The sequence below is a fragment of the Streptomyces sp. NPDC002125 genome (genome assembly GCF_053593715.1).
Window position 1 is genome coordinate 106,881 of the sequence record NZ_JBSFDD010000017.1, and the last position, 12,547, is coordinate 119,427.

The window sequence follows — 12,547 nt, forward strand, 5'->3', positions numbered from 1 at the left end:
AGGAAGGGGAAGCCGAGCCTGGTGAGTCGTCTTCATGAAGAACGGCCGACAGGCCGCTTCCTGGTCGAACTGCTTTACCCCTTCACGTACTTGCTCTTCGCCGCTGCACAGGCTCACGGCTTCGCCGCTGGACGTACTCGCGTACTTACGTAAAGCGTCTTGCTGTTTCAGCGAATCCTTCGGGGAGCCGCCGTCTTGCCTGAGAGACATCGAGGCTTCTGGCCTTCGCAGTCCCCAGCGGCCTGCGTGCTGGTCGGCCGGAGGCCGCCAGAGTTCAGAGGGCCTGACGTACTTGCATAGGTACGCAAGTCATGTGCGGAGCGAGGCTTGCCGAGCGGAGCGAGGTGGGTGCTGATGACGATGTCTCTATAAGGGGGAGGCGTCATCATCAGCAGCTCACTACGCCGCTGCCCACCCCTCCCCGCTGTGGACGACGAGCTTCGGGAGCTCCGCCCGGAGGGTGCTGACCGCCTTGCCGACTGTGGCGGCGTAGCGGTGGGCGAGTCTGGCGATGGACGTCTCTTCCGGCTGTTCCCTGACGATCTGCTGGGCGAGGAGCGCCTGCCACGGAGCCGCTGTATGGATGCTCGGCTCGCGCTGAGGCTTCGTATCTACGCGCTCCCATATCGGCACCTCGCTGGACTCGCTGGCTGGGCGCACGGAAACGTGCAGGTCCAAGTCCTCCGTGGCGCGATTGATGGCGGTGTGTATCCGGCGTCCGTGCTTCCCGGAGTTGCGCAGGGCCACCACGGCTCGGGCGCCGGCTGCGATCGCACGGCCGCCGATGGGGGACGAGGCGACGGTCACGCCTTCCGCTGCCCCCTTGGGGGTGTGGGTCACGAGCAGCGTAGGGATGCCCGCTTCGCTGATCGGCTTCAGGCTGCGCATGATGCGCTGTGCGGTGACGGGGGACGAGATGTCTTCGCCGGGGGCAAGCGCACCGATGATGTTGTCCAGGACGAACAGGCCGGGCTTCATGTCGATGAGGTCGTCCACGATGCCGGGCCAGTAGCCGGAGTGCCCCGGATCCTCGACGGGAAACACGGTGATCGAGTCGTCTGGAACGGCGCCGTGCAGGCGCTCCTTCAGCTCCTCAGGTGCGCCGTCGTCCGTGAGGCCGTAGACGATGTGGTCCAGCTTCTGATGTACGGGCTGACCGAGGAACGTCGGCTCTCCGTTGAGCAGAGCAATGCCCATACCTGCGCTGAGCAGGGTCTTCCCGGCCTTCGGCTCCCCGGACAGGACCGTAATCCTGGTAGTGAGCAGATCGCCGATGAGGAATGCGTCCTCGTACGGAACGCGCTCGATCTGGTGGAGCAGTCGGCCTCTGTTTTTGATGGCACCCATGGCGGGAGACCGTCCCTTCTTGCGGCGCGTAGGTGCGCCGATGCCCTCCCGCCGGGCGGCGGGATCATGTGACCTCCTTTCGATTGCGTGCAGACGGGGAGAAGGTCAGTCAGGCCGAGACGGGGCACTCTCGGTCGATCCAGCGGTCGACCTCTGACAGTCGGAAGCGGAGGCTTCCGCCGACCTTCCGGGACGGGATGCCGAGAGCCCGGTGGTTGTTGTAGATCCACGCGGGCTTCTTGCCCAGGTACTCGGCCAGCTCGTCAACGGTCATGAGGCGGTGGTGGTGCAAAGGCAGACTCCTGTCGATGGTGGGCGGGGCCTTCACATCTTGAGTGGATCAGTCTGGCTTGGTCAAGTCCGGTGTTGCTTAATCCGGACTTGACTGGGGTGTGGTGGCTACTTACGGTGCAGCTATGAACCCGACACCTAAGCCACTGGATGCCGAGCCGCGAGACGGTGTGACGGTCATCAAGCGCATGGGTGCCTGGGCAGTGACCATGCACTGGCCCAAGGGCACCGCCGGAACCGTGGGGCCGCGAGAGATCCACATTGCTCCTGCGGATGATGCCGACCCACAGGAGGTAGCGCGCGGCATCTCCAGCACCGTCCTTCGGCGGATCAACACCACGCCAAGCGCGGACTTCGCTGCGATGCGGTCGCTGGCGAAGGCCACAGACTTGGAGATCCGCAAGCTTGGCGAGCGACTGGCTTCCCTTCCGGGTGGCCTCACGGATGAGCGGCTTGCGGTGCTCTCCGCCCTCTACGTGCACTTCGTCGATGCAGGAGAGCGCGCCCCCGCTCAACGCTTGGCGGTGGGGTTCGACTTGAATCCGGCCACGGTGAAGGGGCACCTACGCGCCGCGCGGCAGCGAGGCTTCCTGACCAAGGTCGAAGGCAAGGCGGGCGGGCAGCTCACGGACAAGGCAGTGCAGATACTTAGGGGGATGAAGAGTGGCGCAGGTACTGAAGAAGTGTGACTGCCGGAACAAGACCAGGTGCGCGCACCTGTGGACCGTCCGCTACCGCGAGCCCGGCGGGCGGACCGGGCCCCAGCGGGAGAAGTCGTTCCCCACGAAGAAGGAAGCCGAGAGCTTCGGCGTTAAAGCGGAGAACGACAAGCGGGCAGGGGTCTACATCGACCACCAGCTCGGGCAGATCTCCATGCGCAAGTGGTCGGAGGAGTGGCTGGCGCAGCACCAGGTGAACGAGTCGACCCGACGGAACTACCAGGGCTTCATCTCGAACCACCTGCTTCCCGCGCTGGGTGCGAGCACCCTCGCCAGCGTCACCGTCTCAGACGTGAAGAAGCTCCAAACCGCGATGATGAACGGTGGGTTGGCGGCATCGACGGTCAACGACCGCATGAACATCCTGCGCGCCATGATGACGACGGCCGTCAAGGAAAGGCGCATACCCGAGAGTCCGTGCGACGGAATGCCGCCGATCAAGACGGCGGGCGCGGCCGTCGACCCGGACGCGATACCGACGTTGGCAGAGGTGTACGCCATCGCAGCCGCCATGTCCGATCAGTACCGGCTCACGGTGTGGCTCCAGGCGGGCGCTGGGCTGCGTATCAGCGAGGCCCTTGGGCTGACTTCCGACTGCCAGCGGGAAGGCTTCCTGCGGCTGCGCAGGCAGATCAGCGCCAAGGCGAACCAGGGGGACTGCGTGACGCGGTTCGTACCGCTCAAGCACCGAACGGTGGACGAGTACCGGGACGTGCCCACGCCGACGTTCCTGGACCAGGAGATCGGCAACCACCTGAAGCGCTGGGGCACGGTCGAGGTCGATGGCGTGGAGGCGCTGTTCGCGCCGCGCGAGCGGGGCAAGGGGAAGATGCCCACGGCTTCGACCTACGGCTACCACTGGCGGAAGGCATGCGCGGCGGCGGGCGTGTTCACCCCGGACAAGAAGCCGAAGTACACCCCCCACTCGCTGCGCCACTTCTTCGCCTCTACGGCACTCGCGAACGGCGTCCCGATCCACGAAGTGAGCCGCTGGCTCGGTCACCGGAACATCAAGACCACCGTCGACACGTACGGGCACCTCGTGCCGGAAGCGTGGGACCGATGCCGGGACGTGATGCAGCAGGCCCTTCGGCCGTCGCCGGCACGCGCCGTCGCCATGGCGGCATGACGTGCTGACTCGGCGACACGGTGCTGACTTGGTGCTGACCCTGTGCCCCTCGAAGGGGCTGAAACCCTTGGGAACACTGGGGAGGACGGAGCTCCATGAACGTTCCGCTTCAACGTGTGATGCGTGACATGGCGTCACATTGCTGATCTGGCAAACATGCAGGTCAGAAGGGGTCTGGCTTTATGAGTCGGACCCCTTGCCGTTTCCCGTGCAGGGATGGTGCTGGTAAACCTGACCACATCACCTTTCATCACCCCTGCTCATTCAGCGGTGCCGATCTCTGCCGTGGACCGCAGACGCTCGACTAACACTCTGATGCCCTCATCGCTCGCGACAGCGAGGGCATCAGTCATCAGGCGGCGCGGGCTGTGTATACCTGCGAGACCCATGTCGCGAGCTCGGTGAGGTGCTCGGGCTGCAGCCCGAGGTGTGGGTCTGGCTGAACGAGGAGGGTCGGCGTCCCCTCGGCGGTGCGCTCTGCTGCCCATTCATGGTCGAGGTCGGTGAAGTCGTCGTCGATCCAGACGGCGGGGGCGTCTGCCAGCCAGGCCTCGACGTGGTCTCGTTTCCAGAGGTAGCCGTCGGGGTGACTGGTGGTGATCTGAGGATGAGGCAGGTCGAGGTAAGGGAAGTCGGGCAGCCCCAGGAGGGGGCCGATGATCGTGGTGGCGTCCCTGCGCCAGCTCGTGCACCACACGGGAGTGACGAGCCCGCTGGTCAGGAGGTCGGCGAGAATGCGTCCCTGGCTCGGGTCGAGCCAGATGGGCACGGGGTCGTCGGGGTGTCGGCCGGCGGGCAGGACGGTGTGGCGAACGTGGGTGGGCGGGGTGCTGCCGTCGGCGGCCGGGAACGGGATGAGGACGCCGTCGATGTCCAAGAGCAGGTAGGGGAGGGGCATCGGTGCCTCCGTCGGTCAGCGTTTGCGGGCGGTGATCAGGAGGGTGGTGGCCCACGGGTCGCGGCGCGGGTGCCGCAGCTCCACCGTCGAGGTGATGCGCAGGCCGGTCCGGGAGAGGTGGGCTCCCCAGCGGCGGGCGTCGAACTCCCATCGGGCGAGGGGAAGTCGGGTGCGGTCGGGCATGGTGACGTAGTCCTCGCGCGGACGGTCGTCCGTGGATGGATGTCTTCCGGCCTGTGCCGGGTGAGGGACGGAGAAGGCCAGCACACCGCCAGGCCTCAGGCGTCGGGAAATGGCGGTGAGGAGGAGCTCGGGGGCGACGAGGCCGACGGCGCCGAAGACGGAGTAGATCGCTTCGAAGGTCTGGCCGGTGGCTTGCAGATGGTGCAGTGCATGGCCGACGGCGAAGGTGGCGCCGTCGATGTGGCCGTAGTGGGAGCGGGCGCGGCGTACCTGGAGGCCGACCAGGTCCACGCCGGTGACGCGGGCCTGGTGGTGCTTCGCGAGGTGGGCCACGTTGTGGCCGGGGCCGCAGCCCAGCTCCAGGACGCGCTTGCCGCACAGGTCCTGGCCCAGGATCTCGGCGCCGGGACCGATGCCGACGTGGGTGCTCCATTCCATCCGGGCCGGTGTGGTGAGGGCGTGCGCGGGGGCAGCGGCTGTGTGCTGGGCTGCGTGGGCGTACCAGGGGGAAATCTGGGCGAGCACCTAGACCTCCAGGAGTTGGACCACGTCGTTCAGGTGGCGGCGGACAACGGGGATGTATGCGGGGTCCTTGGCCGGGTCGTCGATCCAGCGGATGGCCTGCTCCATGAACCACTCCACGGCCCACATGCGGTGCCAACCCAGGGCCCATGCCTCGGCGGCGAGGCCGCCCCGAGCTGCTAGGGCGTCTTCATGACCGCCTGCGGTGACGTATTGCTCCAGGAGGACCCGCATGCGGAAGGGGCTCGGTACGTCGGTGGTGCCGTGGTACGAGGCGAGGTCGATCAGGCCGGGCCCAGTGAAGGCGGGACCCGGAAAAGTACAAGCGAGTCCACGCCCTCACCCACGCCGACCTCGGCGACAGCCTCGCCGCCCAGGCCCGCGCCGACGAAGCGGTCGCGGCCTGGGCTCAAGCCCTGGTCCTCATGGAGGGCATGACCTCCGACCGCACCCACAAGGCGATCGCCTCGATCCGCTCCACGCTCGCGGTCTACCAGCGCCGCCACGTCCCCGGCGCCGCCGATCTCGCCCGCGAGGCCCTCGCCTAACATGCCCAACAACCCGCCAGACGAAGGGAACCCCGTGGCTCAGCAGACCGACAGCCGCCCCCCAGCCCTCAAGCCGGCGCTCAACTCGATGACGCTGCTGGTCGCGGCCGTCATCGTCCACGACAAGGCCACCAACCGCGTCGTCCTCCTCCAGCGCAGCGAGAACGCCAAGTTCGCCCAGGGCATGTGGGACCTGCCCGTCGGCAAGAGCGAACCTGGCGAGCCCATCACCGAGACCGCGGTCCGCGAGCTCTACGAGGAGACGGGCCTCATGGTGAAGCCCGAGGCCCTCAAAGTCGCCCACATCATCCACGGCGCCTGGGGCGTCGAAGCCCCCAACGGCTTCCTCACGGTCGTCTTCGCTACCCATGAATGGACCGGCGAACCGGAAAACCGCGAACCCCGCAAGCACTCCCAGGTCCGCTGGGTCGACGCCGACGCCATCCCCAAAGTCTTTGTCGACACTACGGCCAGTGCCCTACACCAGTACTTGGATGGCAACTCTCAGGTATCACTAGACGGGTGGAGGTAGTCCGCCTGTCCTACGCGGGCGGATCCTGAATCAACCAACGACAGCAGTGGAGGCCCGGGTGCAGGGGCAGTCCGTATCACGGCGTTCGATCAAGAATTGCGAGCAAGCGTGGCTCCAAGGGGTTGCGCAGCTGAGGATGGGTAATCGGGCCGCTGCGGCCGAATCCTTTCGCGCGGCCGTCGAGTACAACCCGCTTGCCGCTGACGCTTGGCTGGGACTGCATGCGACGGGGCAGCTCCAGGGCCAGGCGATCGAGGCCATGCACGGCCAAGCCCAGTCCTTCGGCACCATGCGCACAAGGTTCCAGGCCCCGTTGTCCTCGCGGTTTCAGATCGGGACGTACGTCACCTTCCGTCTTGAGACGTCCCGCGACCTGTGGCTCGCGCGGGCGGCGAAGTTCTTGGACGACGGCCTACTCGATGAAGCATGGAACATGCTCTCCCACGCTGTGCTCGATTGCGACGAGACCCGTTTCGTCTGCGCACGTTACGCCTTCCTGAAGAAGGACTGGCCACTCCTTCTGACCTTTGCTGAGGGAATCAGGGACTCCTTCCTGCGGGATGAGTCGCAGCTCTGTGTTGCAGCCAGCCTCATCGCCCAACGCGTCCATCACGAGGCGCTCAACGTGCTGAATCCACTACCGCAAGCCCTTGCCGACAACGCTGGCTTCCTCGGGGAAACTGCCTATCTGCGTGGCCGTGCGTACGAGCAGCTCGGCCGGGCGGAGGAAGCTCTGAAGCAGTTCCAAACAGCCTTCCGGTACAGCCCGACTTTGGGTGATGTGGCTCAGCGAGCGAAGGTGGTTTCCTCGCCTGCTGCGCGTGTGCCCGCCCAGGCCGCTGGGGTTGCTCAGGAACAGCGTGAGGACTCCTCCGGTGCCACACTGAGCGACGAGGAACGTTCGGCATTGCTGGACGAGGCTATGGCCGAACTGGACGAGATGGTCGGCCTGACCCCGGTGAAACGCCAAGGTGCGAAGCCTGTCGGCACAACTGAGGATGGCGGCGGTGCGAAGAGGTCAGGGTCTGGCCGCGGCGCCGGCTCCACAGCACTTGGTATTTGCCGGGCCGCCCGGCACAGGCAAGACCACGGTGGCTCGCGTCGTAGGCAAGGTCTTCGCAGGGCTCGGCTTGCTTGCCCGAGGTCACGTCGTCGAGGCCCAGCGCGTTGACCTCGTGGGACAGCACCTTGGAGAGACGGCGATCAAGACATCTAAGATCATCGACGAGGCGCTGGACGGTGTTCTCTTCATCGACGAGGCGTATGCACTGTCCAACACCGGGTACTCCGGTGGTGACGCCTTCGGTAAGGAAGCCCTGCAGGTGCTTCTCAAGCGAGCCGAGGATGACAGGCATCGTCTGGTTGTTATTCTTGCCGGATATCCGAACGAAATTGCCGAGCTCCTGTCCACCAATCCGGGTCTTGCCTCCCGCTTCAACACTCGGGTGGATTTTCCCGCCTATTCGGCTGACGAGCTGGTATTGATCGCGGAGTCATTCCTGGGAGCCCAAGGCGACGCCCCTACTGAGGAGGCAGCGCTTGCGCTGCGGACGTCATGTGACCTTGCCGTCACCGATGGCTTGATCGATCGGCTTGGCAATGGTCGCTTCGCGCGCGCGAACTCGCTCGGAAGGCTGCCTCAGTGCGGGACCTGCGTGTGTTCGACTTGTATGGCAGCTCCGAGGTCCCATCTCAAGACGAGGTCACTACGCTGCACGTGGGCGACGTCATGGACGCGTACCAAGAGCTCATTGAAAGCGTTTCGCCGAACCGGTGACGACGTGATGCCCGCTGCCTCCACAATCCGCAGGATGCTCGCAGAGCGACCGTTGCAAGCCAATGCAACCAAACAGCGAAGTGCCTGGTCAGGCGCTGGGCTTGAACGGCAAGTGGATGACACCACCACGTCGATGATCTAGCAATGTGGAGGTCGGAGGGAGAGCCTGGTCTTTCGAGGTAAGGCTCCCTCCGACCTGCCCCGTCTCGGGACGGGAAGGGATCCCCTGCCGCGGTGTGCGGCGAAGGGGAACCTTGGAGAGTCGACCCTTTTGTCGGATCAGTTTCCGTCCTCGTCCCGTGTGCGGGGTTCGGCGGGCCGGTGCGGGCTGTGCGAGGGGTCCCACAGGTGTGGAGACGTCAGCTCTTCCTCACTCGTCTCCCACTGGTCTCTGTTCCTGTCGTTTGCGCTGCTCTCCGCCGTCCAGGGCGTGAACGTGTCCGCGCCCCCATCGGCATCCGGGTGCGCAGCCGTGTGGGTGAACGGCGGGCCTTCGTGGGTTGGGGAGCGGGGAGGCCAAGGCCCCGTGGTGTCCCCCTCGTTAGAAGGGCCGCCCTCTGGCCCCTCGTCGGGGGCCAGGCCAAAGGCCCGCCTGATCTCGTCGGCGGCTTCGTCCAGCCCCTCGGCTTGGAGGAACCGCATCACACGGTGCACGAACACGGTGTACCCGTCCATGTCGGGCTTGACGCCCGCAGCCGTCAGCAACAGCCTCAGCCGATCCGAGACCCCCACTTCCTCCTCGCGGTCGAACATCTCCCCTCCGAGGCCACCCTCGTCCCACGGCGGTCCCCCGACGGTCGCCTCGCTCCGCGCGCCCACGGGCGGAACGAGCAGGTGTCGGAAGAGCGCGGGCACCTCCTCGTCGTTTGCGGCCGCCGCGATCTGGGCGAGCGGGCCGATCATGTGGACCGCCTTCTCAATCTCGTTCTCGTGGCGGGCCAGCCACCACACCACCGCGCTGCCCGCACTCTTGAGTACGTCGTCCCCGAGGTAGCGCCGCTTGTTGCGCTCGTGCTCGCGCTCGCATTCCCAGATCTCCTCGTCCTTGCGAAGATCGTTTAGCTTCCGAAGGCGCTCGCGGTCGGCGGGAGCGAGGGTCAGCGTCACATCGGTCGCCAGGGCCTTCACCCGATCGTTCCGGTCCGGGAGCAGGACGCCCAACTCCCCGTCCAGGAGATACTGCGCGAAGCTCGCCCGGTCGGGTTCCTCGTGGCGGACGACCTCCCGGGCCCGGCTGACGACCGAGGAGACGGCCAAGGCCGAGGAGGCGTCGTCCGACCGGTCGGCGTGGTCGGGAACAGGCTTCCACCACACAGTGGCGGAGAAGAGGAAGTCGTAGCCGCCCGTCGCGCTCGGCAATACTGCGTCGATCACCCGTGTCTCCTGGTACGGCTGCTCCACTGGCACCGCGGGCGGCTCGGGTTCCCCGGGCTCGTACGGGTTGGCCGACGTGCGGCCGCTGCTGAGGACCGTCATCACGAGCAGCAAGGAGCCCGAGGCCGTGACCATGGACATGAAGCCCCACAGCCAGGCTGACCAGTCGCGGAGGTTTCCGAGCACAACCGGTGCAAGGCCACAGAGGACGACGAACAACAAGCTGGAAAAACGGTGTCTCATCGTGCCTCTTCCGTGGTTTGTGGTCCGGTGGCCGCACGCTCTGTGCGGCCGTACTGCACCTGGTCGATGTACCGCCAGAAGAGGGCGGCGACCGCTGCCCGGGATGGGTGGCGCGTGGACCCAGCCCAGTCGCAAGCGATGGCGTAGAGGCGGTGGAGGGCGGCTGCGCGGCTGCGCGTCGCCCCTACCATCACTTCCAGCGCCATCTTCCGTGCGCTGTCGCCCGCCACGGCGTTCAGCCAGCTGCTCACCAGCGGCTTCCAGAGCTCCGTCGGCGGCTGGGAGAACACCGTCTCCCAGCCCAGGAACAGGTCCGGCCACGGCGGCGGGTCCGGTGCCCGGTCATTCCTCAACAGGTCTGTGAGCAGATGGAGATGGGGCTCTGCCCCGTGCGGCTCCCGACGCGCCCGGTCCCGTAAGCGGTCGATCAGCAGTCGGTAGAGCCGGCGGTCGCGGCCGGCGAGGTCGAGAAGAGCCTCCCGGGCCTCGCGCGCAGCCTTTCCCTTCCGTACGGCGAGGTAGTGGAGCCGTACCACCGCCTGATCCGGGTGCGTAACGATGAGGCTCTGGACACAGGCCGTGGTCAGGACGCGGGCGAGACCGTTCGACAAGGAGCCGGATCTCACGACGCACTCGTACATCCGCTTGCGGAACCACCCCCCGAACCTCTCGTGGCCGAGCCCCAGTTCGAGGGCGGCCACGGCTCGTGGATCGCAAGACGTTCCGGTCGCGTGGTCCGCCCAGCGCGCCACGAGGTCGAAGAGGTGGTCGGGCCGCTCGACAGCCAGGGCTCGCTCACCGAAGCGGACGACGACGTTCACCCGGTCGTCGGTGGTCAGACCGCGTAGCCCGGCGGCGCAGCCGATCCAGTCCCTGAGGTCATCGCGTACCCCGGGGAAGTTCGCCCAGAAGTACCTCCGTACCGCGTCGGCATAGGCCAGCCGTGCGAAGCGAAGCCGTCCGTCCGGATCCCGCTCGATCCCGAGCCCTTCCAACCGCTCTCCGAAATCCGTCCGCGCGAGCTCGGTCGTCACTTCCTCCTCGTGCTTCACCGTCTTCATAAGACCGTGCCACGCCTCGTAGACGGTGTCACCGCGGGCCTCCTCGAACATTGCCGTCGCGAGCAGCAGGGCCCGCTCGGGCGCGGTGCGGACTGTGGCCACCTGCCGGCCCACCTCGCCGGCACGGTCGGTCACCGCGTGCATCGCTTGGTCTAGCCATCCCGCGAAGTCGGCGCCGAACCGGCCGCTGTCGCGAGCGGCTCTCACCAGTCCCGCGAGCCGCGCCAGTTCCCGCATGGGGGAGCGGTCGCACAGGTGCTGGAGGTCGGCGCTCACCAGGTTCGCGGGGCGGAAGGGCATCCGGTCCATGCGGAGGTACCGGGTGACGACGGCGACGCCCCTGGGGCGTCCTAGCCTCACCGTGTGCGGGTCGAGGTCCGGCGAGTGAGCGTGATCCATGCCCGACGGCAGGACAACGACCATGTGGGCCCCCGACTCCTGGACCTGTGACCGGCGCACGGCCAGGCGGCGCTGAGCCTTGTCGTACGTCTCCTCGTCGGCGATTCCGGAGAGGTCGAGGAGGAAACGGTCCCCCATACCGGGAACAAGAGGGTTCTCGTCCTTGCCCGTGACGGGAAGCTCCTCGAACCGGACACCCTCATCGTCTGCGCCCCCGTCCTCACCGAACCCGTGCAGCAGCATGATCGCCGCAGCGCGGCGGCCGCTGCCGGGCAGCCCTTCCAGCAGCACCACGGATCCGGGCTTCTCCAGACGGTCGGCGGCAACGCGGTAGCCCACCGGCGGAACGAACCGGTCGGCCAGGCGCACTCGGTCCTCGCGGGTGATCCGGAGGAACTCGACCCCCTTGCGGATCATCCAGTCCGTGCCGACGCCGTAGAAGACGTACTGGTGCCCCTCGCCGTTGTTCGTTGGGCCGCGTGGATCGTTGACGGTGACGCGGTCCTGCTCACTCATCGTCCGTCGTCCCATGCCGGCGCTCACGCTCGAAACGCTGGTGGACCGTACCGCTGTTGTCGCCCGTTGTGAACTGGACCCCGGTGTTGTCGCCCTCGAAGTGAGGTGCGTTGTACTGATGGCCCCGACCGGTGTTCACAGGCCCCTTAGGCTCGTTGACGAAGGTGCCGGACAGGTCTCCGTTGAGGTTTCCGATGCCGCCGCGCACGCGTTGCTCGACGTCGCGCGTCCGCATCCTGGGGGACCCGGGGTCCGGGGCCGACTTCTTACGGGATTTCGCCTCCTCCCGCTCCCGCACCGTACGGGCGTCCCGGTCCACCGCACCGAGCTCGGGCAGGAGCCGGGCGAGGGTGTCGCCGAGCGCCGTCAGGTCTGATTCGGCGTTGCGGTGGTCGAACCGCCTGTACTGGCAGTCCGCCAGCTCCAGCAGATCGTCCGGAAGGACTGCGTGGTCGATCCTCGTGGCCTTTCCGACGAGCACGGGGATCACGAGGACCCCGCGGGCGAGCGCAGTATGGATCTCGCGACGGGTCCAGTCCTGCTCGGCTTCGAGGGCGGGGCGGCCGTCGGCCCCCCGTACCTCCGCCCAGCGCGGGCCGATCACGGCGAGGAGGGCCTCGCACTCCTCCACCGCCCTGACCAGTTCCACCGGGAAACGGCGTCCGGGCTCGATCGAGTTGCTGGCGAAGAAGATCCGCTCGTCGCCGAACCGACGGGTGAGTTCCCGAGCAATCATGGTCGCTGCGGACTCCTCGTCGCCTGTGCGGTAGTTGACGAAGACGTCGGGCATGAAGGTTCCCTTCGTGAAGGAGGACGGGGTGAACGGGCGCGGGGCTGTGGACCGGGGTTTACGGTCCGCCCAGGGCATGAGGTTCTGACCGTGTGGACGGCATGGCGCATCCACTGGAAGGCGTGCGGATTGAGGTGTGCCGCCTGGTGCGTCACGGGTCGGGGACAGCCTGAAGAAGCCGGGGGCGCGATGCGACGCGTCTAGCGGTGATCAGAGGG

Annotated in this window: 12 protein-coding genes and 2 pseudogenes; 6 read left to right on the forward strand and 8 right to left on the reverse strand. The window is 66.8% G+C overall.

Translation table 11 applies throughout. The features are described 5' to 3' along the window. Positions 1-399: 399 nt before the first annotated feature. Both ACWCQM_RS26470 and ACWCQM_RS26475 read right to left on the reverse strand, forming a co-directional pair. Entirely contained in the window at positions 400-1,347 is a 948-nt protein-coding gene (locus ACWCQM_RS26470) for an AAA family ATPase (RefSeq protein ID WP_450917609.1), read from the reverse strand. A gap of 109 nt (positions 1,348-1,456) precedes the next feature. Further along, entirely contained in the window at positions 1,457-1,621 is a 165-nt protein-coding gene (locus tag ACWCQM_RS26475) for a helix-turn-helix domain-containing protein (protein WP_382850460.1), read from the reverse strand. Between the two features lie 142 nt (positions 1,622-1,763). On the opposite strand from ACWCQM_RS26475, the gene ACWCQM_RS26480 reads away from it, so the two are divergent. Together ACWCQM_RS26480 and ACWCQM_RS26485 are read left to right on the forward strand one after the other, a co-directional pair. Further along, positions 1,764-2,327 carry a hypothetical protein gene (locus tag ACWCQM_RS26480; RefSeq protein WP_450917610.1) on the forward strand — a complete coding sequence of 188 codons (564 nt, stop codon included), beginning with the start codon at positions 1,764-1,766 and terminating at the stop codon, positions 2,325-2,327. Further along, positions 2,302-3,486: a tyrosine-type recombinase/integrase gene (locus ACWCQM_RS26485; RefSeq protein ID WP_450917611.1), complete on the forward strand. Its 1,185-nt coding sequence runs from the start codon at positions 2,302-2,304 to the stop codon at positions 3,484-3,486. The genes ACWCQM_RS26480 and ACWCQM_RS26485 overlap by 26 nt, the downstream gene beginning before the upstream one ends. Positions 3,487-3,838: 352 nt before the next feature. On the opposite strand, the gene ACWCQM_RS26490 is transcribed toward ACWCQM_RS26485, so the two are convergent. The 3 genes and pseudogenes from ACWCQM_RS26490 to ACWCQM_RS26500 form a co-directional block, all read right to left on the reverse strand. Further along, on the reverse strand, positions 3,839-4,384 hold the full coding sequence (locus tag ACWCQM_RS26490; protein ID WP_450917612.1) for an HAD domain-containing protein: 546 nt from the start codon (positions 4,382-4,384) through the stop codon (positions 3,839-3,841). A 15-nt stretch (positions 4,385-4,399) separates the two neighbouring features. Further along, on the reverse strand, positions 4,400-5,092 hold the full coding sequence (locus ACWCQM_RS26495) for an SAM-dependent methyltransferase (RefSeq protein ID WP_450917613.1): 693 nt from the start codon (positions 5,090-5,092) through the stop codon (positions 4,400-4,402). After that, a pseudogene (locus tag ACWCQM_RS26500) lies at positions 5,093-5,395 on the reverse strand (aminoglycoside phosphotransferase family protein); the annotation flags it as partial. Between ACWCQM_RS26500 and ACWCQM_RS26505 the strand changes: the two are divergent. The 4 genes and pseudogenes from ACWCQM_RS26505 to ACWCQM_RS26520 all read left to right on the forward strand — a co-directional run. Further along, positions 5,392-5,637: pseudogene (locus ACWCQM_RS26505) on the forward strand (tetratricopeptide repeat protein); the annotation flags it as partial. The pseudogenes ACWCQM_RS26500 and ACWCQM_RS26505 sit on opposite strands and share 4 nt — an antisense overlap. Position 5,638: 1 nt before the next feature. Continuing rightward, positions 5,639-6,169 (forward strand): NUDIX domain-containing protein, encoded by a 531-nt coding sequence (locus tag ACWCQM_RS26510; protein ID WP_450917614.1) that lies wholly within the window; start codon positions 5,639-5,641, stop codon positions 6,167-6,169. A 58-nt stretch (positions 6,170-6,227) separates the two neighbouring features. Next, positions 6,228-7,340: a tetratricopeptide repeat protein gene (locus tag ACWCQM_RS26515; protein ID WP_450917615.1), complete on the forward strand. Its 1,113-nt coding sequence runs from the start codon at positions 6,228-6,230 to the stop codon at positions 7,338-7,340. Continuing rightward, entirely contained in the window at positions 7,261-8,088 is an 828-nt protein-coding gene (locus ACWCQM_RS26520; RefSeq protein WP_450917616.1) for an AAA family ATPase, read from the forward strand. The genes ACWCQM_RS26515 and ACWCQM_RS26520 overlap by 80 nt, the downstream gene beginning before the upstream one ends. A 137-nt stretch (positions 8,089-8,225) precedes the next feature. Here ACWCQM_RS26520 and ACWCQM_RS26525 read toward each other — a convergent pair whose 3' ends face one another. The 3 genes from ACWCQM_RS26525 to ACWCQM_RS26535 are packed head-to-tail and all read right to left on the reverse strand — an operon-like array spanning position 8,226 to position 12,329. Next, positions 8,226-9,563, reverse strand: a complete 1,338-nt coding sequence (locus ACWCQM_RS26525) for a hypothetical protein (RefSeq protein ID WP_450917617.1) — start codon at positions 9,561-9,563, stop codon at positions 8,226-8,228. Continuing rightward, a complete protein-coding gene (locus ACWCQM_RS26530; protein WP_450917618.1) occupies positions 9,560-11,539 on the reverse strand; it encodes a hypothetical protein in 1,980 nt (659 codons plus the stop codon). The genes ACWCQM_RS26525 and ACWCQM_RS26530 overlap by 4 nt, the downstream gene beginning before the upstream one ends. After that, positions 11,532-12,329, reverse strand: a complete 798-nt coding sequence (locus ACWCQM_RS26535; RefSeq protein ID WP_450917619.1) for a toll/interleukin-1 receptor domain-containing protein — start codon at positions 12,327-12,329, stop codon at positions 11,532-11,534. Before ACWCQM_RS26535 ends, ACWCQM_RS26530 begins: the two co-directional genes overlap by 8 nt. Between the last annotated feature and the right edge of the window lie 218 nt (positions 12,330-12,547).

Excerpts from the sequence above, each read along its gene's own strand:
- ACWCQM_RS26535 (WP_450917619.1), bottom strand. The coding sequence starts at position 12,329 with ATGCCCGACGTCTTCGTCAACTACCGCACAGGCGACGAGGAGTCCGCA.
- ACWCQM_RS26470 (WP_450917609.1), bottom strand. The coding sequence starts at position 1,347 with ATGGGTGCCATCAAAAACAGAGGCCGACTGCTCCACCAGATCGAGCGC.
- ACWCQM_RS26490 (WP_450917612.1), bottom strand. The coding sequence starts at position 4,384 with ATGCCCCTCCCCTACCTGCTCTTGGACATCGACGGCGTCCTCATCCCG.
- ACWCQM_RS26475 (WP_382850460.1), bottom strand. The coding sequence starts at position 1,621 with ATGACCGTTGACGAGCTGGCCGAGTACCTGGGCAAGAAGCCCGCGTGG.
- ACWCQM_RS26510 (WP_450917614.1), top strand. The coding sequence starts at position 5,639 with ATGCCCAACAACCCGCCAGACGAAGGGAACCCCGTGGCTCAGCAGACC.
- ACWCQM_RS26530 (WP_450917618.1), bottom strand. The coding sequence starts at position 11,539 with ATGAGTGAGCAGGACCGCGTCACCGTCAACGATCCACGCGGCCCAACG.
- ACWCQM_RS26525 (WP_450917617.1), bottom strand. The coding sequence starts at position 9,563 with ATGAGACACCGTTTTTCCAGCTTGTTGTTCGTCGTCCTCTGTGGCCTT.
- ACWCQM_RS26480 (WP_450917610.1), top strand. The coding sequence starts at position 1,764 with ATGAACCCGACACCTAAGCCACTGGATGCCGAGCCGCGAGACGGTGTG.